This window comes from Eggerthella guodeyinii, from assembly GCF_009834925.2.
In the GTDB taxonomy this organism is placed as follows: Bacteria; Actinomycetota; Coriobacteriia; order Coriobacteriales; family Eggerthellaceae; genus Eggerthella; species Eggerthella guodeyinii.
Genome location: NZ_CP063310.1, coordinates 604702 through 630165, shown reverse-complemented (window position 1 = coordinate 630165; position 25464 = coordinate 604702). Strand labels below are relative to the sequence as shown.

Here is a 25464-nt window from a genome sequence, read left to right as displayed (position 1 = left end):
GTCCCGAACAGAACGGCCGTAAAGGTCGGCACACCATGGGAGGCGGGACTGGAAACAAGGAGGATGAGCACGATGACAGGACTTTCACGCAGGCAGTTTCTGACCGGTGCGGCGCTCGCAACGGCGGGCGGCGCGCTGACGTTGGGCGGGTGCGCTCCGTCGGGAAGCGCCTCGAAAGAGCTTTCCGAGGACGCGAGCGTCGCCACCGTGGGCAGCGGCATGGGCAAGCACGGCGCCATCCAGATCGAGGTGGTCACGAAAGACGGCGCCATCGAGCGCATCGACGTGCTGGATTCCCGCGAGTCCGCAGGCTTGGGCGATGTGTGCATGGAGAAGCTGGGCAAGCTCATCGTGGACAACCAAACGCTGAACGTCGACGTCGTCACCGGCGCGTCCTTGTCCAGCATGGCGTACCTCACCGCCGTCGCCGAGGCGCTGGACAAGGCGGGCGAGAAATCGTCGGAATGGAAGAAGCGCGACAAGGCCGTGCAGCAACCGGCGAGCGACATCCCCACCGCTTACGACGTGGTGGTCGTGGGCGCGGGCGGCGCAGGGTTCACCGCCGCCATCAGCGCGGCCAACAAGGGCAAGAAGGTGCTGCTCATGGAGAAGCTGGGCGTGTTCGGCGGCTCAACGGCGCTGTCCGGCGGCGAGATGGCCGTGCCCGGCAACTGGATTCAGCAGAACTCGGGCCTGGCCGACAGCCCCGAGCAGCTGGCGAACGACATGCTGGAAGGCGGCGACAACCGCGGCGATCCGGAGCTGGTGAACGTCATCGCAAACGGCGTGTTCGATGCGGCGCAATGGCTCACGTACGAGGGCGGCATCTCCTGGGAGCACAACCTGCTGTTCTTCGGCGGCCATTCGGTCAAGCGCTCCATCATCCCCTCGGGGCACATCGGCAACGCCATGACGACGAAGCTGACCACCCGCGCCCAGTCGATCGACGACATCACGCTCATCGACAACACGAAAGCCACCGCGCTCGTGCAGGATGCAAGCGGAAGCATCAGCGGCATCAAGGCGACGAACACCGTCACCGGCGACGAGTACACGTTCGACTGCAAAGCCGTCGTGCTGGCATGCGGCGGATTCGGCGCGAACGTCGAGATGCGCGCGCAGGCGAACCCCGAGTTCGGCGAGCAATTCAACTCCACCGACTCGGTGGGAGCGCAGGGCGAAGGCCTCACCATGGCATCCGCCATCGGCGCGGAGCTGGTGGACATGGAGCTCATCCAAACCTATCCCATCTGCGACGTGGACACCGGCGCGCTGCTGTACCTGGACGACATGCGCTTGGACGAGCGCACGGTCATGTTCAACAAGGAAGGCAAGCGCTTCGTGGAAGAGCTCGGCCGCCGCGACGTGCTGTCGAAGGCCATTCTCGCGCAGACCGACGAGCGTGCCTACGAGATCTGGGATCAGGCCGCAGCCGACGAGACCAAGGTGGTCGACATCCATTCCGACGAGTTCGAGAACCTCACCTCGCGCAAGCTCTGCACGAAGGCGGACACGCTCGAAGAGGCGTGCGAGCCCTTCGGCATCGACGCCGCCGCGCTTGCGAAGACGATCGAGCAGTGGAACGGGTACGTCGACGCCGGCTCCGACCCCGATTTCGCCTATCGCGGCACCATGCACAAAGTCGATACGCCGCCCTACTACATCATGACCTACAAGCCGGCCGTGCACTACACCATGGGCGGCCTGCACATCAACCCGAACGCCGAAGTGCTCGATACCGACGGCAACCCCATCCCCGGACTGTTCGCCGCAGGCGAGGTGGCCGGCCACAAGATGGGCACGAACCGCCTGGGCTCCACGTCCATGGCCGACATTTACACCTTCGGCCGCGTAGCGGGCGACAACGCCGCCGACTACGTGGGCTAGCGCTCCGCCAACTCCCTCCCTCCCCTCAACGAAAGCGGCTCGGATTTCCGAGCCGCTTTCGCGGCTACGGCAGGATGCAGCGGTGGCCCGGCGAGGAGCTGCAGCCGTTGCACGAGACGCAGCGCGGTTTTGCGTGCGGGTCGATCTGCCAGCGATGGGGGAGGTCGGGCTCGCAGATGAGCGGGCGGCACAGGCCGAAGCCCGCGATGCCGCCCTCCGTCGCGAGGCGCTCCATCGCGTCGAAGCGGCGGTTGCCGCCCGTGAGGATCACCGGGATGCCCGCCTCGCGTGCGAGCCGTTGCCCGTAGGACGCGAAGAACGGCTCGCCGGCGTAATCCTTCGCACGACAGGCGCGCCAGTTCCCGCTCACCTCGATGGCCGACGCCCCGTGCGACGCCAGCAGCTTCGCCACCTCGACGCTGTCGCCCTCGGTCAAGCCGCCCTCCACGCCGTCGGAGCTGTTCAACTTCACGAGCAGCGGAAACGCCGCGCCCACCCGCGCTCGGACGGCGTCGACGACCTCGACGAGGAAGCGAGCGCGGTTCTCGAGGGAGCCGCCGTATTCGTCCGCACGCCGGTTGAACAGCGGGCTCAAGAACTGGCTGAGCAGGTAGCCGTGCGCCGCGTGCAGCTCCACGCCGTCGAACCCCGCAGCTCGGGCGCGAGCGGCGGCGTCGGCGAACGCGCAGGCGAGCGCCCGCAGGTCGGCAGCCGTCGCCTCCAAGGGGACGATGCCGGTCTTCGGGTTGGCGACGGCCGACGGCCCGAGGATGCGCGCGCTGGGCGGATCCAGCTTCGTCGCCGAGCCGCCGTACACGATTTGCGACACGACGCGCGCGCCACGTTCGTGCAGGTCGTCAACCAGCGCGCGATACTCGGGAACGAACGAGTCGTCGTAGATGCCCAGCATGCGCGGGTTCGGCTGCTCGTCGCGCACGACGTGCGCGTAGCTCACGATGATCGTTCCCGCCCCGCCGTCGGCGAGCTCCTCGTAGACGGCGCGCAGCTCCGGCGTCATATGCCCGTCGTCGGTGGCCAGCGCCTCGTAGGTGGCCGCCCGCACGAACCGGTTCCTCGCCCGCAACGACCCGATCTCCAACCCCTCGAACAAGACGCTCATGACATCGCCTCCTCATGCACGGACGCAGCGTCGGGAAGCGCGCCCTTCGTCGCAGCGCGCCTTGCGGCGTCGCGCAGGAAGAGCTCGCCGATCGAGCGCCAGCATTCCGGTGCCGAACTATGACGTACGAGGATATCCATGATCGCACTGTACCATCGAAGGCGGGTCGGCACCCCGATTCTGGCAGAAAACTACGTGGTCGGCGGCCCGCAAGAGCGCCCCGGCACGACTACGGCTGAGGCGTTTCCCGCACGCGCCAATCCATGAGCTTTTGCTTGCCGAAAGAAGTCAGCCGATAGGCGTTCTCCAGCTGCGCGCCGTTCTTCAAGTAGCGCGGGGTCACTTTGAGCGCGCCCTCCTTCTGCAACAGCTTGCATATGCGACGGACCTGGCCGTTCGACAGTTCCAAGGATTGCCCCAGGTTGCCGTACGACAAGCAGGGAAGCCTGCCGGACTCGGCAAGCCTCTCAAGATGCGAGAGCACCAGCATCTTCCGCCTCTTCATCACCGCGTTCGACGTTCTCGCCAAAACGAGCCCCCTTTCTTCTCACCCGTGGCAGCACCTCACGACGCCACGATCTTGGTTCCCAACTCGGCCCCGTTGAGAGGCTGCGAAGGATCGTCCAGGCTGTAGGTGCCGATGGTCACCACAACGGGATACGTACCCGCATCGAGCGCCCTGTTCAAGCGCATCGAAGGGATAGCCTGGCCAGGCGGAACCAACTCGGATTGATACAGCACCTCCCCGCCGTCCTTCAGCTTCACGGTGAACCGCATGTAGCACGGGTTGCCCTCGGTGTTGATGAGGGGCACGTCCACGGTGTCGGTCCCCGCCGGCATGTCCCACTCGGAATACGTGGGTATGCGGATCCTGCCCTGCTCCCCGCCGGGGTTCTCATAACCGGGGATGCTGTAGTCAGCGGCCGCAGGGTCGATGCGCGTACCGTCGTCCTGCGGCTGCGTGAGGAAAACCGTCGCCGCAACCGCGGCGCCGATGAGCACGAGGAGGACGAGTACGGCAACAGCGATGCGCCCCGTTCGCCGGGAATGCTGTTGGTCATTGGTCAACGCGTTGCTCAACGTCGATTCCGCCTTTCTGGGATATCGGAGCGCGAACCGCCGCCCCGTCGCGCATGCGGCGGGGCGGCGCACGATCCGGGAAACGTCGAGCTTACGCGCCCGTCTGGTCCTCGTAGCTGAAGGTGAGCGTGTCGGAGTGGGCGCCGCCCTCCGTGGCGTCGCCCGTGCGCGTGGCCACGCCCGTCGCCGTGTGGTTCGTCTTGTCGAACGTGCCGATCACGGTTTTCGTCGTCACCGATTGATCGAACAGCGCCTTGGAAACGCCGCCGCCGGTGTAGGCGATCTCGTAATTGACGGGATCGGACGCGCCCTTCATGAGCGTGAAACCGTTGGCAGACTGCAGATGGAGCTTCGCCCCGCCCGCAGGCAGCGTCGTGATCTGGTCGACCGAGCCGCCGGGCGTGGTGTTGAACAGGTTCACCGACGCATCGACGGTCACGCTCTTGTCGGCGCCGAAGGGGATGGAGGTGGGAATCTCGAAGCCCCATCCGTTGGTGCCCGGCACCTGCTGCGAAGACGAGTACGTCACGTTCGTGGTACCCGACTGATCGGCGGCGAACGCCGGCACGGCGCTTCCGACGACCAGCGCGGCGGCGCAAGCGCCCGCCAGCAGAACACGCCCCATGTTGCGGTTCATCTTGATGTTCATGCTATCTTTCCTTTCATTCGCATGCTTTCGGGCATGCACGGCTGCTTGCTTCGGAAACCGGCATCGTGCCGCTTCCTCGCTTCTATGTTCACGCACTCTCATGCGGTTGAACCTTGCTTGCGTCGTCGACGCGGACCCGACAGCGGCTGGCGCATCGCGTGGTGCACCATGCGCAGAGCGCCAGCAGAACCAGGGCGCTCGCGCCGATCCAGAGGCAATCGCCCGTCCGCGTCAAGCCGATGGGCACCGGCTTGCCTCCGCTGCCCGCGGCGGCGTTCCCGCCCGGAGCCGCGTCGCCGAACACGACGACCATGTCGACGTGAGCCTCTTCCGCCGCCAACGTCATCGTCCCGTCTTCGGCGAACGCGTCGGAGGCGTCTTCGCCGCCGATGCGCACCGACACGAGCGAGGCGCCGGGGTCGGGCACGGCGCGAAACACGAGCTCCTGGCCGCGCAACACCTCGAGGTCGACCGTTCCGTCGCGCACGACGATTCCCGGCGCCGCCGCCTGAGGCGCTTGCCGAGCCGCCGGGGCATCCTGCGCGGGCGGCAGGACTTCCACCAGCTCGAGCTGCCCGCACCCGTTGGCCGAAATCGAGAAAGGCCAGCTCTGCGGCGTGTATTCGACGATGGCACTGCCCGAGAGCTCGTCCGCCCAGGCTCGCGACGCAGGCGGGGCCGTCGTCAGCGCGAGGAGCCCCAAGAGCGTCGCGAACACGGCAAGCGCCACGCGGAACCGCCGCGGCAGCGAGTGCGTCATCATGAGGTCGCCCCCTTCTGCACGATGTCGACGCGGAACGTCATCGTCCCCGCATAGCGGGCGTTCGCGCTGAACGCCGTGGACGGGTCGACGCTCGCCAGCATGAACGACCCCGTCCTCTTCGCGCCGTCGTGCGGATCGATCGTCATGAGCGGCGTGGGGACAGCATCCGGATTGTCGGTGTCGTTGACGCCGGGGTCGTACGCGCTCCCGTCGGCCCTCAGCACCTGGATCACCTTGTCGGCATCCCCGTCGCCCGAAAGCGCAAGCAGGGACGTGTCGGCATCCGGTCGCGTGACCGACACCTGATACACCTGGTCGGAGGGCCACGTCGCACCGGGAAGCTCCGACTCGGCGCCCACGACCACCGCGTGGTCGTCCGCAGGCGCGTCCGGGACGGACGACTTCGAGTAGAGCTTGCCGCCGTAGGGTTCCAGAGCGACGTGCTGCGGAATCGAGAGGAATCCGAGCAGCGCCGGGTCGTCCGCACCGTAGTCCACGGCCTTCCACTGCGCGTACAGCGTCACGGCTCCCCCGTCGACGGGCGCAGGATCGGGGGTTGCAAGGGAAGAGCCGGGCGAAAAGAAGTTCGTCCCCTCCGCGCGGTCGCTCTCGGCCAGATCGGGAGACGTGGCCCAACCGACGAACTCGTAGCCGCCCATCTCGAAACCGTTTTCGGGAAGCGTCGCGGGCTCGCCGTAGGTCAGCCCGGCCAGCTCGCCCATCGTCCCCGATACCCAGGCGCCGTCGGGCACGACGCCGTCCGGATCGTCCGGGTCTTCCGTGCCCAGCTTCGGGTCCTGCGCCACCATGCTGTTCCAGTTGTTGTCGAAGGACACCGCATAGGAATTCGCGATCCACCGATTGTAGAACGAGGGCGAGGTTCTGCCCACGGCCTGCACCGTCTCGGGGTCTATCGGCTCGCCCGTTGCAGCCCCGGTCCCGGTTCTCCATCCTGCGTTTGCCACGGGGTCGTACGCGCCGCCCAGGGTGTGGTAGCCCGGTTTGTTCACGCCGAAGTTCCCGACACCATGCGATTCTTCAGCGGGAAAGCGCCCTATAGCAACCCATTGGATATGCGTTTCCGGAGAACCCGTGAAATCCGGATTGTCGTAGTAGCTGAACCCGAAAGGAACCCCCTTTTCCACATAAGACAGCGTCACGGTGCCGTGCGAGAGCGCGGCCGAGCCTCCCGTTCGCCACACCTCGTACCCGTAGGTGAACGTCGTATCGCTCGGTTCGATGTAGCTCTTGTCGTACGTCGCCACGTGATCGACCTTCCACGTATCGGCGTTGTCGGGCTGGATGTTGGTGCCAACGCCCACCACGTTCAGGCCCACCGCGTCCACCCGGTCATGCACCAACCCGAGTGCGTGAAGCGCCTCCAGTATGATGTCGGCCTTGTCGGGCTGGTCGGAGTCGCCCCAGATAGCAGGCTCGTCAACCGTTTGATCTGCAAGAACGTTCGCACCGACGTTCTCCGGCACGTCGAGATGACTATTTGCAGGAAGCTCCAGATCGGTCATATGGTTGCCCGCGAACGCCTCGTCCCCCACAAACGCCAAGGTATTCGGCAGCTTCACGTCGCGAAGGTTGGCGTTTTTGAACGCGCTCGGCCCGATCGAGGTGATCGATCGCCGGTCAAGGGGCAGGTAACCGAGGGGCGTGTTCGGGTTGAGCGGGTCCGGAAAATCGCCCAGGTTGGTATTCATGAACGCTTGGGCGCCAATCTTGACGCTGATTTTCGTCGAGCCGCTCGATGGCGAGGGAATGTCGATGAAGGAGAGTGCCGTGCAATCTTTGAAGGCCGAGTTGCTCACCGTGACGACAACCTGCGATTGCTGTCCGAAGGTACCGGTTCCCACATGGAACTCTTTCAGCGACGAGCACCCTTGGAACGCGGCCTGCCCGATGGCATTGCCGTTCATGCTGTCCGCCAAAGGTGCGTCGTTGAGATCGAACGACTGAAGATTGATACAATCCTGAAACGCACGATCTCCGACACGACGAAGAACATTGCCTTTCGGAATAGATACCTTGATCAGGCTCGTCAGTCCCTGAAATGATTCGGCCGAAATAGCGAGCCAGCTTTTGGATAGGGTTATTTCTGTCACATCGGGGTTATTCGCGATAATACCCGGCGAAGGAAGAGCCGTTTGATCACCCGCGAAAGAGATCGCCCCCGACAACTTGTTGTTCGCGAACGAGTAGCCGCCGAGCGACGAGAATTTTTGCCCTTCGAAGGGGTTGTTCGCAATGAGGTTGTCTCGAAAGGCGCCATCGAACACATCGACCGAATTCGCCTCGAACGTCACGGCAGTGATCTTGTTGCCCCGGAAAGCAGAGCCTTGCACGCTGGTTATGCTCGCAGGAAGCGTCAGTGGTCCAGATAGGGCATTGCCATTGAACGCGCTGCCGCTGATGGAGGTGAGAGCCGTATCGTTCGGAATGACGAGAGACGTGAAGTTGCAGTTCCTGAATAGTTCGGCACCCATCGTTCTCAGCGATTTCGGGAGCACGAGCGGACCCGTCAGACCCGAAGATCCGTAGAAGGCGTAATTGCCCGTCGAAACCAGGTTGGGAGGAAGGACCAAGCCCGTCAGACCGAGGGAATCCTTGAACGAGTATCCCTCCAGGCTCGTCAGTTTCACGCATTGCGAAAGATCGATGGCTCCCTGCAGACCCGAAGAGGAGAACGCGAACTGCTCTATACGCTCCAGATTGACCGCAGCGGAAAAATCGATCTGGCAGCGCAGATTCTTGTACATTTCGATTTTGCCCGCAATCGACACGACCTTCTTGCCCGCAGGGCTCACGGCCGGCACGTGTACCGTTCCCGACGTGATCGTGCCGCCGTTGTAGCCGTTGATCTTGCACGTATCGGCATCGATATCGGCGAACTTCCAGGAGAACCCCGCAGGGTCGGCGGCCAAAGGCGCGGCGGCCAACGCGCCCTCGTCCTCCGCCTCGAGGTCGTCGGATCCGGTCGCAAGCGACCCTGATTCATCGAGGGCGGTGTCGGTGTCGGGTGCTTCGTAGCCATCCTGCACGGGCTCGTCGCCCTCGTCGAGCTGGGGATCGCTCGCCTCGCCCTCGACGGGCTGCGGCGACGAGGGCTGCATCGGGGAATCCTCCTGCACGGACTCGTCGGGAGGAGCGACGTCGGAATCGGGAACGTTCAACGATGCGCCATCCGAAACTGCGACGTCGTCGGAGAGAGCGTCGTCGGGGAGATCACCGTCGCTCGGCGTTGCCGCAGGCGCCTCGACGACAACCGGGTTCGTCTGCGCAGACCCGTCCTGCGTTCCCTCGCCAACGGCATCGGAAGGCATCGGCAGGGCAGCCACCAGCAGCAGCGTCGCGCACATGACGCCCAGGCATGCCTGCACGTTTCGCTTGACGCGCTTGACGACGCGACGGATATTGCTTTGTTTGACCTGCGTTTTCGCCATATAAGAACCTCTGAGCATCCTTTTCATTCGCGCACTTCCAACAATCCCGGCCCCTCGCACCCGTCCGGCTTTTCCCGGACGTCGGGATCAATCCGCTTCGCGCGCGGCACGGCGTTCGCGCTCAGCCCCCCCCCCCCCCGCGGACAGGCGCGCTTCGAAGGAAGCCCTGTCCAGCGGGGGAGCATGCAGATACCCTTGCGCGCAATCGGCCCCTGCGTTCCTGAGGAACGAGGCCTGCTCCTCGGTTTCAACGCCTTCGACGACGACGATCAAACCCAGATCGTGAGCAAGCCGCACCAGGGATGTGATGACGATGCCGTCGCGGTCGGTCAGGTGCGATCGCAGAAAGGCCTTGTCGAGCTTGACGACGTCCACCGGAGAACCCGCCAGGGAATCGAGCGAGGTGGACCCCGTGCCGAAGTCGTCCACCGCAAGGGAGAACCCTGCGGCGTGCAGCTGCGAAAGCATCGCTTTGAGCTGGGCCGCATCGACGCTCCACGCCTTTTCGGATACTTCCAGCCTGAGCAAGCAGGACGGCAGACGATACGCGCTCAGCAGCGACTCGAGCCTGCGCAGCAAATCGGGCGCGCGAAGGGAGAGGCGGGACAGGTTGACCGAAACGGGAACCACCTTGAACCCCGCATCGATCCAGTCGCGCAGATGCACGAGCGCGCGCACGATCATGTGCATGTCGAGCTCGGCGATGAACCCGGCTTCCTCGAGCACGGGCACGAACCGGGCCGGGCTTGGAGGCGCGTGCGTCGGACGATTCCAGCGCGCAAGGATCTCCACCCCGGCCAACCGGTTGCCCGGATACGAGACGATCGGTTGAAATCGAGGACTGATCAGGCCGTTTCTCAGTGCCGGAGCGAACTCCCGAACGATGTCCTGAAAGAAGAATGCCTCGTCGCGCAAATCGCGCCGATAGACGCACGTACGCTTCTCCCCATCGTCGTGCTTTGCCGCGCGGAGGGCAAGGAGAGCGCAATCGAGCATGTGATCGGCAGAATGGCGAGCATCGAGCTCAACTTCGTACACGCCCGATCGGACGCTGCAGAAAACGCCGTCGGGACAATACGAGAAGCGCGTGAGAAACGCGATTTCGCTCAGCAGCGAGCGAGGGGCGAACAGCGCGAAGCGATCCGCGTGCAAGCGCGCCGCCGCGCTCTGCGACGACAGCAAGCGGGAAAGCGCGTTGCCGAGGTTGACGAGGAGGGAATCGCCGGCGCCGTATCCGAAGCGCGCGTTGTATGCGCAGAAGCGATCCACGTCGACGCATACGAGAGCATAGCGCGTTTGGGGATGCGCTGCGGAAAGCTCCTCTACATGAGCGAGGAAGCCGGCGCGCGTTTCGAGCCCGGTGAGGGCATCGCGCTCACCGGCAGAAGACCGCAAAGAGTACGGTGAGGCACCCCCCCCCCCGCTCGCGTTATTTTGCCGACCGGACGGGGCCGAGGAATCAGAGGCTACAAATCGAGGCAGCGAGGAGGTGCGACACGACGCCCCCCCCCGTCGTATTTGAACTGCCGGGAACCGACGGAATGACCATCGCGTCAGCTTGAGCTGCGGATATCTGATCCATGTCCCATCCTCCCGAATTCCTATCGTTTTTATAGCAAATCTAATGATTTGGACAAGTATGATGGGGAAACACGTATTCGTCAACCCTGAATATGACGAACACGCTTTCTTTATGGGAAGAAACCCTCGAACACGTAAAGCGGGACGGCCCGGAAAACCGAGCCGCCCCGCGTTCGCGCTGCGTGCGTTGTTCGCGTGCGCCTACTTCGCGACGATGTTCACCAGGCGACCGGGCACCACGACGACCTTCTTGACGTCCTTGCCCGCAAGCGCCGCCTCGACGGCGGCGAGGCCGGCGGCCTTCACGTCGTCCTCGGGCGCGTCGGCTGCAACGGTGATCTTGGCCTTCACCTTGCCGTTCACCTGCACGGCCAGCTCGATCTCGTCGGCCTTGGCCTGCTCGGGGTCGAACGTGGGCCACGGCTGCGTGTGCACGGAGCCATCCTTGCCCAGCACGGCGCTCCACAGCTCCTCGGACCAGTGCGGCGCGATGGGGGCCATGAGCTTGACGATGACCTCGGCCACGTCGGCGTCGATGGCGCGGGAGCCTTCGCACGCCGCGCGCTCCTCGGGCGAGCATTTGCGCAGGTAGTCGCTCGCCGCGTTCGTCAGCTCCATGACGGCGGCGATGGCCGTGTTGAAGTTGTTGCGATCGAAGTCGTCGATGACCTTGCCCACCACGCGATGACGCTCGCGGTTGAGCTTTTGCAGGGCTTCGACGCCCTCGGCCTCGCTTGCGCCGGGCTGGTAGAGCGACTCGTCGCCCGCGTGGCCCACCAGGTCGTTCACGATGCGCCACGCGCGGTTCATGAACTTGAAGATGCCGGCCAGGCCGCCCTCGTCCCACAGCAGATCCTTGTCGGGCGGGGCCATGAACAGGATGTACGCACGCACGGCATCGGCGCCGTACTCGGCGATCATGTCCTCGGGGGCGATGACGTTGCCCTTCGACTTCGACATCGTCTCGCCGTGCTCGTCCTTCACCATGCCCTGGCACAGCAGGTTCGCGAACGGCTCGTCGAACTCGAGCATCCCCAGGTCGCGCAGCACCTTCGTGTAGAAGCGGCTGTACAGCAGGTGCAGGATGGCGTGCTCGATGCCGCCGATGTACTGGTCGACGGGCATCCAGCGGTTCGCCTTCTCGGGCGCGAACGGCAGCTCCTCGTTGTGCGGATCGGTGTATCGCAGGTAGTACCAGCTCGAGCACGTGAACGTGTCCATCGTGTCCGTCTCGCGCTTCGCCGGGCCGCCGCACGTCGGGCACGTCGTGTTCACGAACGCCTCGTGCGTGGCCAGCGTCTCGCCCGCAGCGAGGTCGATGTCCTCGGGGAGGCGCACCGGCAGGTCGCTTTCGGGCACGGGCACGAGCCCGCACGTCGGGCAGTGAACGGCGGGGATGGGGTTGCCCCAGTAACGCTGGCGGCTGATCAGCCAGTCGCGCAGACGGAACTGCACGGTCTTCTTGCCCTTGCCCTCGGCGGCGAGGTCGTCGATGATGGCGTCCACGGCCGGGCTGTGCTTGCCTCCCGTCATGCCGGTGTACTTCCCGGACTGCACGAGCACGCCCTCGGCGTCGTAGGCACGATCCCAGTCGACCGTGGTCACCACGCGCTCCTGCACGCCGTTGAGCTCGGGATACAGCGGATCGTCCTCGCCCAGGATGATGGGAATGATGGGCAGGTCGTACTTGCGCGCGAACTCGAAGTCGCGCTGGTCGCCGCACGGTACGGCCATGACCGCGCCGGTGCCGTAATCGCTCACGATGTAGTCGGCCACCCACACGGGCACCTTCTCGCCGTTGACGGGGTTCACCATGTAACGGCCAGTGAACGCGCCATGCTTCTCGCGGTCGCCCTGGGCGCGCTCGACGGCGCTCACCTTGGCGGCCTGCTCCACCACCTCGCGCACGCCGGCCTCGTACTCGGTGCCTTCGACCAGCTCCATGAGGCCCTGGTACTCGGGCGCCAACAGGAAGAACGAGCAGCCGAACAGGGTGTCGGGACGCGTGGTGAACACGGTGATGGTGTCGGCCTCGGTGGGCTCGGCCGGCGCTTCGCCGTCGGGCCCGCACAGCACGAAGTCGATCTCGGCGCCTTCGGAGCGGCCGATCCAGTTCGCCTGCATCTGCTTGACGCGCTCGGGCCAGCCGTCCAGCTGATCGAGGTCGTCGAGCAGCTCCTGGGCGTAGTCGGTGATCTTGAAGTACCACTGCGTGAGGTCGCGCTTCTCCACCGCGCCGTGGCAGCGCCAGCACTGGCCCTCGGTGACCTGCTCGTTCGCCAGCACGGTCTGGCAGTTGGGGCACCAGTTCACCGGGCTGTTGCGGCGCTCCACCAGGCCGCGCTTCCAGAACTGCAGGAAGATCCACTGGCCCCAGCGGTAGTATTCGGGATCGCACGCCACCACGGTGCGGTCCCAGTCGTACGAGAAGCCCATGCGCTTGAAGCTGGCCTTCTGCGTGTCGATGTTGGCGTAGGTCCACTTCGCCGGGTGGCTGTTGTGCTTGATGGCCGCGTTCTCGGCCGGCAGGCCGAACGCGTCCCAGCCCATGGGGTGCAGCACGTCGAAGCCGCGCATCTTGTAGTAGCGCGCCGTGACGTCGCCGATGGTGTAGTTGCGCACGTGGCCCATGTGGATGTCGCCCGAGGGATACGGGAACATCTCGAGCACGTACTTCTTCGGCTTCGAGGCATCCTCGGTGACTTTATACAGGTCGATGTCGGCCCACTCCTGCTGCCAGCGGGGCTCGATCTCATGCGGGTTGTACGGTTTCATGGTCATGGGCGTATCCTCGTCAGGCCGTCGCCCGCCCGCGCGCGTCCGCACGGAGGGCCTTTTGTTCGCGAATGTTCCTATTATAGTGATATTGGTCGAAACGCGAAGCGCGGGATGAAGAATTTGCGGACGATCGGGAAGAAGCGATCGACGCTCTACCGCGAATCTGCCTGCACCGTCTTCAGCAATCCGCTCTCGCCTGCCGTTTCGGTCAAATCCACCACGCGAAGCGTTTTTCCCAGAGGGGCGAGCACCTTGATCAGCGTATCGAGACGCGGAGCCGTATCGCCTTTTTCGAGCCGTGCGATAACGGGCTGCCGCACCCCCGCCGCCTCCTCAAGCTGGTTTTGGGACAGTCCGCTGGCTTTCCGCGCAGATGAAACCTCCTCTATCACTCTGTTTCGTTCGGTCTCCTCAATCTCGGCCCCCTTCCCGTTCTCATACAGCTCGTTTCCGGAAAGGTCGAGATCGTCGTTCCACGATACGCCGTAGCCGCCACCGTCGACCCTTACTTGAGAGAACAGCAGAGGATCTCGCAAGGCCTCGAAGGCTTTCCAGGTTTTCGTCAGGGGCTCCACGTCGTAAAACTTGGCTTCGCCACCCTGAAACCACACCAGTAAGGTCATTCGATACAGGGGATATACAGCCGTCACCTTCCTGAACACTGTTTCACGATCCTTTCGTTACGCCAGAGGGGATGGGGAGGGTTGTGCTCGCTTTGCTGAAAGTACATGCGAATGACGATACCGTAGAACACTGCAATGATCGGCACCCGCAATCCCCTCTTCATGATACTTTTGAAGCATTGTATCATAATAACTTATTAGTATGTATGAGAGAAAATTCTATTGTACGAACACCAAACAGTCGTCGGTGGAGCGCTCCTCGTCAAGCGCGTAGCCGGCGACGTCGAAGGCGCGCAGGTCATCGGGGCGCTCGACGCCGTGCTCGGCGCACCAGCGCACCATGGAGCCGCGAGCGGCCTTGGCGGCGGTCGAGCGCTGCACGAGGCGGCCGCGCGCGTCGATGGTGCCGAACAGGCAGGTGACCATGCGGCACGGGCCCGCGACGTGGGGCGCGACGGCCTTCGCGTACTCCACCGATGCAAGGTTCACGATGACGTCGGTCTCTGCGGCGAGCGCGCGGTACAGGCGGTCACCCCAGAACTCGTACAGCGTGCGCGCACCGTCCACCGCCAGCTTGGCCTGCATCTCGAGGCGATAGGGCGTGACGCCGTCGAGGGGGCGCAGCACGCCGTAGAAGCCGGAGAGGATGCGGAGGTGCTGCTGCAGGTAGTCCAGCTGATCGGCCGTCATCACCTGCGGCGCCACGTGCTGGTACTGGATGCCCTCGTAGGCCAAAATCGCCGGCGTCAGCGCGCCCGCGCGCACGTCGAGCGTGCGGAAGCGCTCGAAGTTGAGCTCGGCCAGCGCGTCGCTGCACTGCCACAGCGCCTTCACCTCGTCATACGCCAGCGCCCGCACCGCGTCGGCCAGCCGCGCGGCCTCGTCCGCGAACATCGGCAGCTCGCGCCACCCGAACGCGTCGTCCACCACATTCATCTTCTTAGCAGGCGAAACAATGATCCGCATAACGCTCCTTCACCTCGCACCGGCTTCTGCCCAAAGAGGAAGTATGGCAAAACGATGCGGGCCCCGCAAGGAGCCCGCATCGAATCAACGCGTGAGAAGAAGCCGCATCCCCGTTAGCGCGAAGCCTTCCGCTTGCGCACGGCAATCGCCAGCGCAGCACAGGCGACCAGCAGGAAAGCCGAAGCCCCCGTCGTCAGCGGAGCGGATGCGTCGCCCGTCGCGGCAAGCGTTTTCCCGCCATCGGTTGCACCGCCCTCGTTCCCCGACGTTTTCGGCAACGTCGTCGGCGTGGTCGTCGGCTCGTCGCCTTCCTGGTTCTGGGGAACGCCCGTCACCACGTAATCGCTGAAGTGCTCGGTGACGAAGTACAGGCTGTCGCCCTCGACCCACGTCTGCTTTTCCTCAACCGTTCCGTCGGGGCCGACGTAATGGACCTTCAACGCCATGCCCTGGTTGAGCAGCGCCCGCATGGGAGCCGAGAGAGCCACCTTCACCGTCAACGTGACCTGGCCGTCCTTGTCGGTGCCCAGCACGATGGTGTCGCCGTTGTCTTTGGTGAAGCGGATGTCGAACGTCTCGGCAACCTTCGCGCCCGATTCCGTCAGCTTCTCGATGGCGTCCTTCGCGGGCTGCGTCAGCTCGACGATGGATTCCACGACAAGGTTGACCCCCTCGTCGGCGTATTGGTCGAGCACCTTCGCCGTCTCCGAGTCGGACACGATCACGCTGGCCGCAAAGCCCGACTCCTGGGGAGCCGCCGTGATCTGCCTGCTGTTCACCGTCAGCTTGCACGCGGCGGAAACCGCGCCAGCCGTCGCCGTGATGGTAGCGCTTCCCGCCGCCTTGACGGTGACGAGGCCGTTCGCATCGACCGTCGCGACGTTTGTATCGGACGAGGACCACGCAACGGCGCCGTCGGCATCGACGGGAGCAACCGTGGCCTTGAGCGCGAGGGGGTCGTCCCCCACCGTCGCCGTCACGGCGGTATCAGAAAGCGAGATCGACGTCGCCGGGTTCGTCACGGTCACCACGCAATCGCGCGTGAACAGCGAATTGAGCATGGTGTCGTTATCCACGCGCGTCTCGGTCTGCACCACCAGCCGCACCGAACCGAGGCCCGACTTCAACGCCGTCACCGTCGCCTTGGGACCGTCTCCGGATACGCTCGCGACGCTTTCGTTGCCCGTCCACCAGCTCAACGTCTTCGGCGTATCCAACTCGCCCGGAAGATCGCCCGCCAGCGTCGCCTCAAGCGTCGTAGACGAGCCCTTGATCAGGCTTATCGATTTTTCCAACTCCACGCGGGTGATGGGGTTGCACACTGTGATCGCGCACGTTGCTGCATGCTCGCCGTCCGCCGTCGTCGCCGTGACGACGGCTGCGCCCTTGCCGACCGCCGTCACCGTACCGGAGGCGTCGACCGTAGCCACCTCCGTATTGGACGACGACCACGCAACGCTCTTGTCGGACGCGCCCTCAGGAGCAACCGTAGCCGTCAGCGTCGTCGTCTTCGCGCCGATGATGGTGGCGGTTTCCTTGTCAAGCGAGATACCTTCAATCGGCTGCGTCACCGACACAGCACACGAAGCCTCGAAACCACCGTCCACCGAGGTGGCCGTGATGGTGGCAGAACCCGCACCAACCGGCACCACCGTGCCGTCGGCGTCCACCGTCGCAACCGAGGGATCGGACGAAGTCCATGTCACAGCGGCGTTCGATGCAGTCGACGGGGAAACCGTCGCCTTCAATGCCGATGCGCTCCCCCCGACGAACAGTTGGAGAGTCGACGAGTCCAAACCGATGCCCGAGACCGGCGTGGTCACCGTGATGGGATCGGTCGATGCCGAAACCGCGTCGATGGATGCTGTAACCGAAGCCACCCCGTTGCCCACCGCCGTCACCGTACCGCCCTGATCAACCGAAAGCACCCGGTTGTCAGACGAAGACCACACGATCTCGTCGATCTTGTCCGCAGGCACGACTGTCGCGGAAACCTTCTGGGTGTCACCTGCGATCATCGTTGTCTTGACGGCGGTCAGCTCGATGCTGGTTTCAGGTTCAGGCGCGACCACCGTCACGGCGAACGAGTCCGACACGCTTCCAACGGTGGCGGTAATCGTGGCCGTGCCCGGTGCGATCGGCACCACCTTGCCCGCGTCATCGACTTCGGCAACCGCTTCATCCGAAGTCGTCCAAATCAATTCGTCGACGTTGTCCGCATCCTCAGGAGCGACCGCAGCGGACAACTGCAGCACGGAACCCATCTCCACTTCGCTGGAGGGAGCCGATATCTTAATGGACGTCACCGGATTCGACTCAAGATCGTCGCTGATCACATGCACAGTCAGCGTACCGAACTGCACGAGATCCCACTGATCGAGATACTCGAGCGACCCGTTGAAGTCTCTACCCACCGACAAGCAAGCGGACACGTTCACCGTTCCCACATTGCGCCCCAGGATCTTGCAGATATACGCCTGCTCGGAATTGTTGAACGTAACAGGTGCGATGTAGCCGTTATCGGTTTTGAACGCCAGCAGAAGGGGCATCTTGGCGATCATCGGATCGAGATCGTCCATCCCCTCCACCAACGTGGAAAGGTCGAACACCTCGCCCTGTTTGACGGTGATCTCGTCGCGGGAAAGTGAGAGCTTCGGAGCCTCGTCCGCAGGATCCTTCACCGTCACGACGCAGGTGCCGGAGTTGCCCCACACGTCCTTGATGGTCACGCTGGTCGTTCCCGGCCCGACCACGTTTAAACTGCCCTCCTCGGTCACCTTCGCGACCGATTCGTTGCTGCTAACGGCTTCGACCACGCGCACATCGTTGACGGACACTCCGAATGTAAAACCGTTCGGATGATGAGCGAGAACCTCCCGCAGCTCAGCGTTGTCGACATACGACGCAAGCGCACGACCCGATTCCGGATTGACGATAGGAAGCTGGATACTTCCCCTCTCAGGATGACTCCAGATCATCTCGTACGTTTCCGCGATTTCAAGCGTAGGGCCTTCCACTTCGCTCACGTTGATCTGTACGGTAATGGGCTCGGTCTGTACGGGCTCCCCTTGCGCCACCTGCGTCACCGCAGTGATCGTCGCCGTGCTCACGCCCGGCTTGCTTGGATTGAGCCGCAAAGCGTAATCGCAGTCCATATTCTGAGGATCGGTCACGATCTGCGCATTCACTACGCTTTCGTCGGAAAGCGTCACTTCGATATTTGCCGAGACAGTAGGCAACCGGTCGGGATACTGCGTTTTCACTTCGATCGGAACGAAGACAGCATTATCGACACTGTGATGGGATTTCCCATCGATAGAACAGTCTGATTCGTAGATGAGATCAACCGTCGGCGAGCAGGAAATCGACACGATGGGATTGACGCTTTCCGCCACCGTGAAATCGACAATCTGCTGGCCTTCGTACGTTCCGTATTCTCCCTCGAAACGATAGTCAACGGTAATCGTAGCTGTCCCCGCCTGAAGCGCTTTCACCTGGATTTTTTTGCTAGGATGCGAATCCTCATCGTCAACGACGCTCACAGCGACGACCGAGGAGTCACTCGAAACTGCATGGAAGTTGTCCGGGGCGAAGCGACTGTCCCAGGCTTCGTTGCTGAAGTTCGCATACTCATCTTGCGCAGGCGTAAAGGTGTCGCCGAACACAAAATACGCGACATCGCCAGCAAGCAATGTACCTTGGGCAATATGTTCGCTGATAACCTTCAAGCAAGCATCCTGATGCTCGTTTTGGGGCAGCACGGAACTCGCACCGAATCGTTCGACCAACCCGGACGTATCGTCGATTTCGTTGTACCTGCAAGAAAAGCCGGTAACGCTTGCCGGAATAGCCGAAACATCTAGCCGTGCAAGCTTGTTCCCATCCAAGTACAATCCCCTCAGACTCGCACACGAAGACACATCAAGAGAAGAAAGCGACGTTCCGTGAATGCTGAGATCCTCCAAATTGACAAGCATTGAAAGATCAAGGGACTCCATTGCGCTTATCCCGGAAATCGACAGCGACTCAAGGCCGCTCAACTGCTTTTTGCTGAAATCAGGAAGGTCCAGCTGAGGACAGTTGCCGACAGCGTACGAGTTTATCTCAACATCAGGACCCATCTCGAACGACGCAAGAGCATTGCAGAGTTCGAAATGTATGTTCTTCAGATTCCGCGAATTGCCGAGATCGATCGACGTCACCGAGGAAACGCGCTCCACAATAAGGTTGGCAACCGACGTACACATCGACAGATCGATACCGGTAACAGCTTCGTTGGTCCATGAAACAACGCCGCCATGTTCCGTGCTAACGACCGAGCCTAACGTTAGGCTGAGAGGGTTTTCCACCCGGACTACTTCCTCACTGCCGTCTGATCGCTTTGTCTTCAAATCGAACGAAGCAGGAATCTCGACCGTTCCCGACGCGTTTTCAATATTGTCGATGGTCACATACATACGATCACGCTTGAAGGTGCCGTCTTCGTTGTAGAAGGGGAATCCGTTTTCGTCGTACGAGGTCTCGTAATGCACGCTTCCCACGAAAACGGGTTCGGCTGCGAATGCTTGAGGCACCGCCAAGATCGGCACCAGCCCAAACGCCAACACGACCGCCAAGGCCAAACGTACCGTCTTCGAGCCTCCGACGAGCGCGCCGCCCGCAAACCACTTTGCGATTGCTTCCATCATTTCCCCTGTCAAACGATCACAACGAAACCCGATTACGCATGGCACCAGGCATTATCTTGCTTATTTTCGTCTGAAACATTGACGTTGAAAAGGGGTATGTAACGACAGCATTCCATTATGTAATAAGTAATGCTATTCCATCCGAAATGCCCGGCGCCCGGTATTCGACTTCCAGCGCATCGCCCGTCCAAGATGAAAACGACAGGGGGGATGGGCTATGCTTCGGCCTTCAAAATCATGGTGGTTCGATAGACGTCGGTTTCTTGGGCGGTTTCCAGTTTGCCGTCGTGGCGGTCGGCGAGGGTTTTGAGGATGCTGAGGCCCCAACCGTGCTCGGGCAGACGCCCGCCTCGCGAGCGCGGCGAACGCCGGCGCTCGCCCGCCCTCAGCGGCGCGCAGCTGTTCTCCATGCGCACCACCAGGTAGCCGGCGTCCACGCGTGCCTTCAATTCGATGAACCGCGCGCTCGCAGGAACCTGGGCGCACGCGTTGATCGCATTGTCCAGCAGGTTCGAGAACACCGCGCACAGCTCCACGCTGGGCAGCGGGATGTCGTCGGCCAACGCCAGGTCGAGCGAAAGGCGGATGCCCGACTCCTCGCACACGGCGGCCTTCATCGAAACGAGCGCGTCCACCACAAGATGCTCGCACGAGCGCTTGCACGCAGAGTCCATGATGCCCACCGCCTTCATCAGCCCCTGCGACGCCGCCTCGGCCTCGCGTTGCTCCAGCAGCTCGTCCACCGCGGCAAGCTCGCGAGCGACGTCCTCGCGCACACGGCGCGCCTCGTCGATATCCGCGGACAACCGCTGCAGATACTCCTCCTGCGCCTGCAGCTGCTCCTCGAGCAGGCGCACGCGCTCGCGCGAAAGCTCGCGCTTTTCGGATTCTTCCAGCGCCCTGAACAGCAGCAAGTCGACCGGGCCGCACAGGGTGCCCACAACCACGATCAGCACGAACATCCAAAGCGGCAAGGAATAGGCGATGGCGTAGTAGAACAGGAACACCACGATGCACAACTGGCTGAAGGGGAACAGCAGGTTGATCAAAAGGCGCGCCGGCGGCACGTCGCGCAACCGACGGGCAAGCACCGCCATGATCGAGCACATCAGCAGCAACACGCACACCGCAACGGCAACCCTCACGACCACGAGCCCACCCCTTCGCCCTCATCGGAACCCGAACACAGGCGCCGCACCAAAACGAGGTGCTCGCGCGCTTCTTGAAACCTTCCGCGCTCCGCCAACGCCAGAACCACCTGCACGTGATTTCCCAAGTCGTGACGCAGCCATACCGTGCGTTCGACGCCCTCGACGAATTCCCCGTACCGCGCCAGGTACCGATCCAACTGCGCCTCGAGCATCGCCGCGCGCTCGTCGTCGCGCCGTTTCTGATCGTAGCGATTCATCGCGACGATCAGCAGCAAGTCGGCCACAAGGCCCAGCAGGGACAGCTGAGTGCCCGCCACATAGTACGGCATCGATTCGTCGATCAGGCCGAACGTCAAGAACAACATGGCGCTCACCAGCACGAGCTGCAGCAGCGTGAACAGCGCGGGAAGCCACGCGACGCGCCCGCGCTCCTGATCCTTATCGTCGAACCGGCGGACGATCGCGCAGAGAAGCGCGAGCAGCACGGCAAGAAGAGCGAGGTGAATAGCATGCATGAAGAAGAACGCGCCCAGGTGCTGCCGAACCGCGTCGTAATCGGAGATGGGAACGCCCGTCATCGCCATCCACAGCGCCCCGCCCGGCAGCTCCACGAAAAAGATGACCAGATGCGCCAGCACGATGATCAATATCCTGCGCGCCAGGCTGCCCTTCGACATGACCAAAAAAACGAGCACCATCAGCACGGACGCGATCGGCCTGAACCCGAAGTCCATGTGCGACCGCAAGCCCGTCACCAGCAGCACGAGCCCCAGGTACAACGCCCAATAGACGGGAAGATTGCGTATGGTGAGCATCTTCGACAGCGCATAGGCGAAGACGATTTGGGCAGGCATGACCCCCAGGATGTCGATCAGGCTATCGGGCATGCGGCGACGCAGCCCTTACAGCTTGCCCTGGATGTGCGCGAAGATCGCCTCGCGTACGAGCTTGCGGCGTTTCTGGCTGACGGGGACGGCCTGGTTCGATGCGAGCATCACGCTGTCGCCCTTCAGCTCCCTGATGCAATCCATGTTCACGAGGAAGCTCTTGTGGCACTGGATGAACGAAGCGGGCAGCTCGGCCGCGATATCGGACAACGACGCGTACGTCTCGATATCCTCGGCCCCCACATGGATGTGGACCTTGCGCCGATCGCTTTCGATATAGCTGATCTGCTCCGGCGCGACGAGCACCACCTTGCCGCCGAAGCGAATGCTGAGCGGCTTGCTCGCACGCGCCGCGAGCCGCTCGAAAGCGCGGTCGAACGCGTCGTCCAGGTCGTCCTGCGCAACGGGCTTGGCCAGGAAGTACACGTGCTCGGTACGGTACACGCTCGTGCAGTACTCGACGAAGCCGGTGACGTAGATCACCTGCGTGCCGCTTCCCGCCGGAACATGGCGCTTCACGAGGTCGATGCCGTTCGCGTCTTCCGACCCCAGCTCGATGTCCATCATGAGGATGTCGACGGGCGAGCCTTCCGCAAGGCGCACCTCCAAAGACGCGGCATCGGAGATATGTTCGACGACTACCTCGCCGCCGCGCGGGGAACGCCCGACCATGCGGCGCAGGATCTCCGCTTGAGTGGCGTCATCTTCAACTAGAACGACCTGGTACATGGCATCGGCTTACGTCTTTTTGGCTGATAGGAAGGGCGAAGCGGGCTTCGTCTGACGAGATTATATACGATGAAGCCCCCCCCCCCCCGCCAGGTTTCTGATCACTTCGGCACATAATATGATCCGAACGATGATATATGCTCGCGGGCACGCGCATAGTCGCCGCGCTCGGCAAGGGCCATGGCCGCATGCGCCTGGTTGCGCACATCGTGGCGCATTTTCGCCGTCTGCTCAGCTTCCGCGACGAACGCGTCACAACGCATGAGGCATGCGTCGAGGTTCCGTTGGAGCAATGCGGCGCGCTGATCTTCGCGTCGCTTGCGGGCGTGTTTCTCCATCGAAACCAGCAACAACCAGTCGGTCGCCAGGCAGAGGGACACCAAAGCACCGAGAATCCCCACCATCCCGGTATCCAAGTCGACGAGCGCGCACAAAAGGCCCAACGACAGGAACAGCATGCACTGAACCGCGGGAAAGGCCAGATACAACCAGTTCACCGGCGCTTCGCTATAGGAGCTCAAGCGAAGAAGAAACCGTCGCAACCATGCGAGCAGCACCCCAAGCAACAAGGCGCTCACCACGCAAGATACGGCATATTCCGGCAGGCTCCCCCACGCCGCATAGCTGTAGGCTACCGGATCTTCCGGAATCGTGATGCCCGTCAAGAGAGCCCAGAGAACCTCCCTCGCAATGTCCGATGCAGCTTCGCATGCAAGGCAGATCGCCACGGCAACCACTTTGAGCGACGTCTTGCCTTCGAAGAGGAGGAACGGCACCACCCCGAGGGAGAAGGCCATCAGAATCAAAGCGGCCGCACCATCGATGAACTGGTTCGCCACCGTGTTGAGAAACAGCAGGGGAAAGAACACCGCCGACGCGATCAGCCACGGATGACGAGTCGGCAGCAACCTCGAGTATCCGATGGCGAGCACGCCGCCGTTCAAGCAGAAAGACAGAGTGCTCACCGCAAGATCGACCGCATCCACGCCCTACTCCTCGGCCAGGGCGTCCAGCGCCCATTGGGCGGCTACCATGCTGCCTTTGACCAGGACGCTTTCGTCCACTTCGTAGTAGCAGCTGTGCTGCGGATGCTCGGCGCCCACCTCGGGATTGCGGCAGCCGATGAACGCGAACACGCCCGGCACCCGGCGCAGGTACTCGCTGAAGTCCTCGCCCGACAGCGTGCCCTCGTACGAGCCGACGGCTTCCTCGCCCAGCACCTCCACCACGGCGCGGCGCGCCAGCTCGGCGCAGGCCGGGTCGTTCGCCAAACCCGCGTTGCCTGACTCGAACGTGAAGCGCGCCTCGGCATTGAACGCGCGCGCGATCTTGCCCACGATGCGCTCGAGGCGGTCGGGCACCTCGGCGCGCAGCCGGTCGCTCCACGTGCGCACCGTGCCCGTGAGGTAGGCCGACCCCGCCATGATGTTGCGCGCCTCGCCGCCGTGGAACTCGCCCACCGTGACCACCACCGGCTCGAACGGCGACACGTCGCGGCTCACGAGGATCTGCAGCGCGGTGACCATCTCGGCGCCCACCACGATGGCGTCCACGCCCTTGTGCGGCATGGAGCCGTGCGCGCTCACGCCCTCGATATCGATGCGGAACCAGTCGGTGTGCGCCATGCGCTGGCCCGGCTCGCACGAGACGAGGCCCGCGTCGAGCTCGCTCCAGATATGCGCGCCGAAGATGGCGTCCACCCCGTCGAGCGCGCCGGCGTCCATCATCATGGTGGAGCCGATGGAAATCTCCTCGGCCGGCTGGAACAGCACGCGCACCTCGCCGTGCAGCTCGTCGCGCAGGTCGTTCAGCAGGCGCGCGGCGCCCAGCATCATGGCCATGTGGCAATCGTGGCCGCAGGCGTGCATGACGCCCGGGCACGCGGAGGCGTAGGGCGCGCCCGTCTGCTCGGTCACGGGAAGCGCGTCGATGTCGGCTCGCAGCGCTACGCACAGCCGCCGCCCGCCCGACGCGGTGCCCGCGATGGACGCCACCACGCCCGTGCCCGCCACGCGCTGGTACGGAATTCCCAGCTCATCAAGTTGCGCACACAGCTCGTCGGACGTCCACCGCTCCTTGCCGCTCAGCTCGGGATGACGGTGGAAATGCCGCCTCAGCGCGATGACGTCCGGCTCGATCGCGGCGCCCATCGCGCGGAGACGCTCGGTGGTGGTCGGTTGGTCCGTGCTCATCGGAGTTCCTTCTCGCCGGGTGCTTTTCCCAGCAGCGTACCACACCTGCGACGCTAGAGGCTGATGCCGTAGGTCATGTGCATCATGTAGAACGCGAACCGCATCACGAACAAGCCGGCGAACACCAGCACCGACGCCATCGCGGCCGACGCCTTCGACACGCCGCGCCCGCGCAGCATCCCCGCCGCGTCCACCGCGAGGCCCGCCACCGCCAGCAGGCAGAAGGCGAGCACCATCGCGCCGTAGGTGGGCACGAGCTGCTCGACCGACACAAGGTAGTTCCGCATGGCCAGCACGCTCGCGCCCTGGGCGACGAACACGCCCACGTTCGCCACGAGAGCCGTCAGCGAGAGCGCGAGCAGCGCCCCGCCCGCGCGCCCCGCAAGCGGCGACCAACGCGAGAACCGCAGGCCCGCGAGCGCCAGCACCGGGCCGCCCACCAGCGCGTTCAGGCACAGCGCAACGGGGACGAAGGGCGTGTCCCAAGTGACCACCGTCCTGCTGGCGTAGGCGAACGCCACCGAGGCCAGGAATGCGAACGACGCGACGATAGCCGCTCCCAACAGCGCGTTCTGCACGCGCGGGCGCGCGTGTTCGGCGAACTGGTAGAGCCAATGCGAGCCCGACGCGCCCAGGAACAGCACGGCCGCGCACACTTCGTTGGACAGCGGGCTTGCGCCCACGCGCGAGAACACGTACAGCGCGTTGTCGGGGTTGCCCAGGTGGGTGGCCGACGCCACGAGCCCCACGAGCGTCACGAGGAAGGGGACGAGCAGCGCGCCGCTCACCCGCTTGCGCTCGTCGCCCCGCGCACGCAGCGCCGCCGCGCCCATGATGGCGTACGCCACCGCGCCCGACGGGGCCAGCGTGGTGAACAGCACGAGCGTGATCTCGTTGAACGCGGTGTCGAAACCGGTCATC

18 protein-coding genes are annotated in these 25464 nt (G+C 63.6%); 1 reads left to right on the top strand and 17 read right to left on the bottom strand.

The annotated features are described in order from the left end of the window. The first annotated feature begins 72 nt into the window (after nt 1-72). Nucleotides 73-1887: a flavocytochrome c gene (locus GS424_RS02540; RefSeq protein WP_160941890.1), complete on the top strand. Its 1815-nt coding sequence runs from the start codon at nt 73-75 to the stop codon at nt 1885-1887. 64 nt (nt 1888-1951) lie between these two features. Here GS424_RS02540 and GS424_RS02535 read toward each other — a convergent pair whose 3' ends face one another. The 17 genes from GS424_RS02535 to GS424_RS02455 all read right to left on the bottom strand — a co-directional run bounded on the left by GS424_RS02535 (nt 1952) and on the right by GS424_RS02455 (nt 25463). Next, a complete protein-coding gene (locus tag GS424_RS02535) occupies nt 1952-3007 on the bottom strand; it encodes an NADH:flavin oxidoreductase (protein WP_160941891.1) in 1056 nt (351 codons plus the stop codon). Nucleotides 3008-3236: 229 nt separating this feature from the next. After that, nucleotides 3237-3536 carry a hypothetical protein gene (locus tag GS424_RS02530; protein ID WP_160941892.1) on the bottom strand — a complete coding sequence of 100 codons (300 nt, stop codon included), beginning with the start codon at nt 3534-3536 and terminating at the stop codon, nt 3237-3239. 35 nt (nt 3537-3571) lie between these two features. Beyond that, nucleotides 3572-4075, bottom strand: a complete 504-nt coding sequence (locus GS424_RS02525; RefSeq protein WP_160941893.1) for a hypothetical protein — start codon at nt 4073-4075, stop codon at nt 3572-3574. Between the two features lie 103 nt (nt 4076-4178). Beyond that, nucleotides 4179-4736, bottom strand: coding sequence for a hypothetical protein (locus GS424_RS02520; RefSeq protein WP_160941894.1), 558 nt, complete (start codon nt 4734-4736; stop codon nt 4179-4181). 88 nt (nt 4737-4824) lie between these two features. Then, a complete protein-coding gene (locus tag GS424_RS02515) occupies nt 4825-5499 on the bottom strand; it encodes a hypothetical protein (RefSeq protein ID WP_160941895.1) in 675 nt (224 codons plus the stop codon). Next, on the bottom strand, nt 5496-8948 hold the full coding sequence (locus GS424_RS02510; RefSeq protein WP_160941896.1) for a leucine-rich repeat protein: 3453 nt from the start codon (nt 8946-8948) through the stop codon (nt 5496-5498). The genes GS424_RS02515 and GS424_RS02510 overlap by 4 nt, the downstream gene beginning before the upstream one ends. Nucleotides 8949-9035: 87 nt before the next feature. Beyond that, complete coding sequence (locus tag GS424_RS02505) at nt 9036-10343, bottom strand: bifunctional diguanylate cyclase/phosphodiesterase (RefSeq protein WP_160941897.1); 1308 nt, start codon at nt 10341-10343, stop codon at nt 9036-9038. 387 nt (nt 10344-10730) lie between these two features. Then, entirely contained in the window at nt 10731-13304 is a 2574-nt protein-coding gene (leuS, locus tag GS424_RS02500; protein WP_160942062.1) for a leucine--tRNA ligase, read from the bottom strand. A 155-nt stretch (nt 13305-13459) separates the two neighbouring features. After that, on the bottom strand, nt 13460-13969 hold the full coding sequence (locus GS424_RS02495; RefSeq protein ID WP_218958877.1) for a helix-turn-helix domain-containing protein: 510 nt from the start codon (nt 13967-13969) through the stop codon (nt 13460-13462). Nucleotides 13970-14149: 180 nt separating this feature from the next. Beyond that, nucleotides 14150-14896, bottom strand: coding sequence for a peroxide stress protein YaaA (yaaA, locus tag GS424_RS02490; RefSeq protein ID WP_160941898.1), 747 nt, complete (start codon nt 14894-14896; stop codon nt 14150-14152). Between the two features lie 113 nt (nt 14897-15009). Continuing rightward, nucleotides 15010-19584, bottom strand: a complete 4575-nt coding sequence (locus GS424_RS02485; protein WP_193666536.1) for an Ig-like domain-containing protein — start codon at nt 19582-19584, stop codon at nt 15010-15012. Nucleotides 19585-19799: 215 nt separating this feature from the next. Then, nucleotides 19800-20735, bottom strand: coding sequence for a sensor histidine kinase (locus tag GS424_RS02480; RefSeq protein ID WP_160941900.1), 936 nt, complete (start codon nt 20733-20735; stop codon nt 19800-19802). Continuing rightward, entirely contained in the window at nt 20726-21622 is an 897-nt protein-coding gene (locus GS424_RS02475) for a hypothetical protein (protein WP_244977643.1), read from the bottom strand. The genes GS424_RS02480 and GS424_RS02475 overlap by 10 nt, the downstream gene beginning before the upstream one ends. Before the next feature lie 15 nt (nt 21623-21637). Continuing rightward, the gene (locus tag GS424_RS02470) at nt 21638-22351 is read right to left on the bottom strand and encodes a LytR/AlgR family response regulator transcription factor (protein ID WP_160941901.1); all 714 of its coding nucleotides are present in this window, start codon (nt 22349-22351) and stop codon (nt 21638-21640) included. A 101-nt stretch (nt 22352-22452) separates the two neighbouring features. After that, complete coding sequence (locus GS424_RS02465) at nt 22453-23337, bottom strand: hypothetical protein (RefSeq protein ID WP_160941902.1); 885 nt, start codon at nt 23335-23337, stop codon at nt 22453-22455. Nucleotides 23338-23340: 3 nt separating this feature from the next. Next, the gene (locus GS424_RS02460; protein ID WP_160941903.1) at nt 23341-24543 is read right to left on the bottom strand and encodes an amidohydrolase; all 1203 of its coding nucleotides are present in this window, start codon (nt 24541-24543) and stop codon (nt 23341-23343) included. A 53-nt stretch (nt 24544-24596) separates the two neighbouring features. Continuing rightward, nucleotides 24597-25463, bottom strand: coding sequence for a dimethyl sulfoxide reductase anchor subunit family protein (locus tag GS424_RS02455; protein ID WP_160941904.1), 867 nt, complete (start codon nt 25461-25463; stop codon nt 24597-24599). Nucleotide 25464 lies beyond the last annotated feature (1 nt).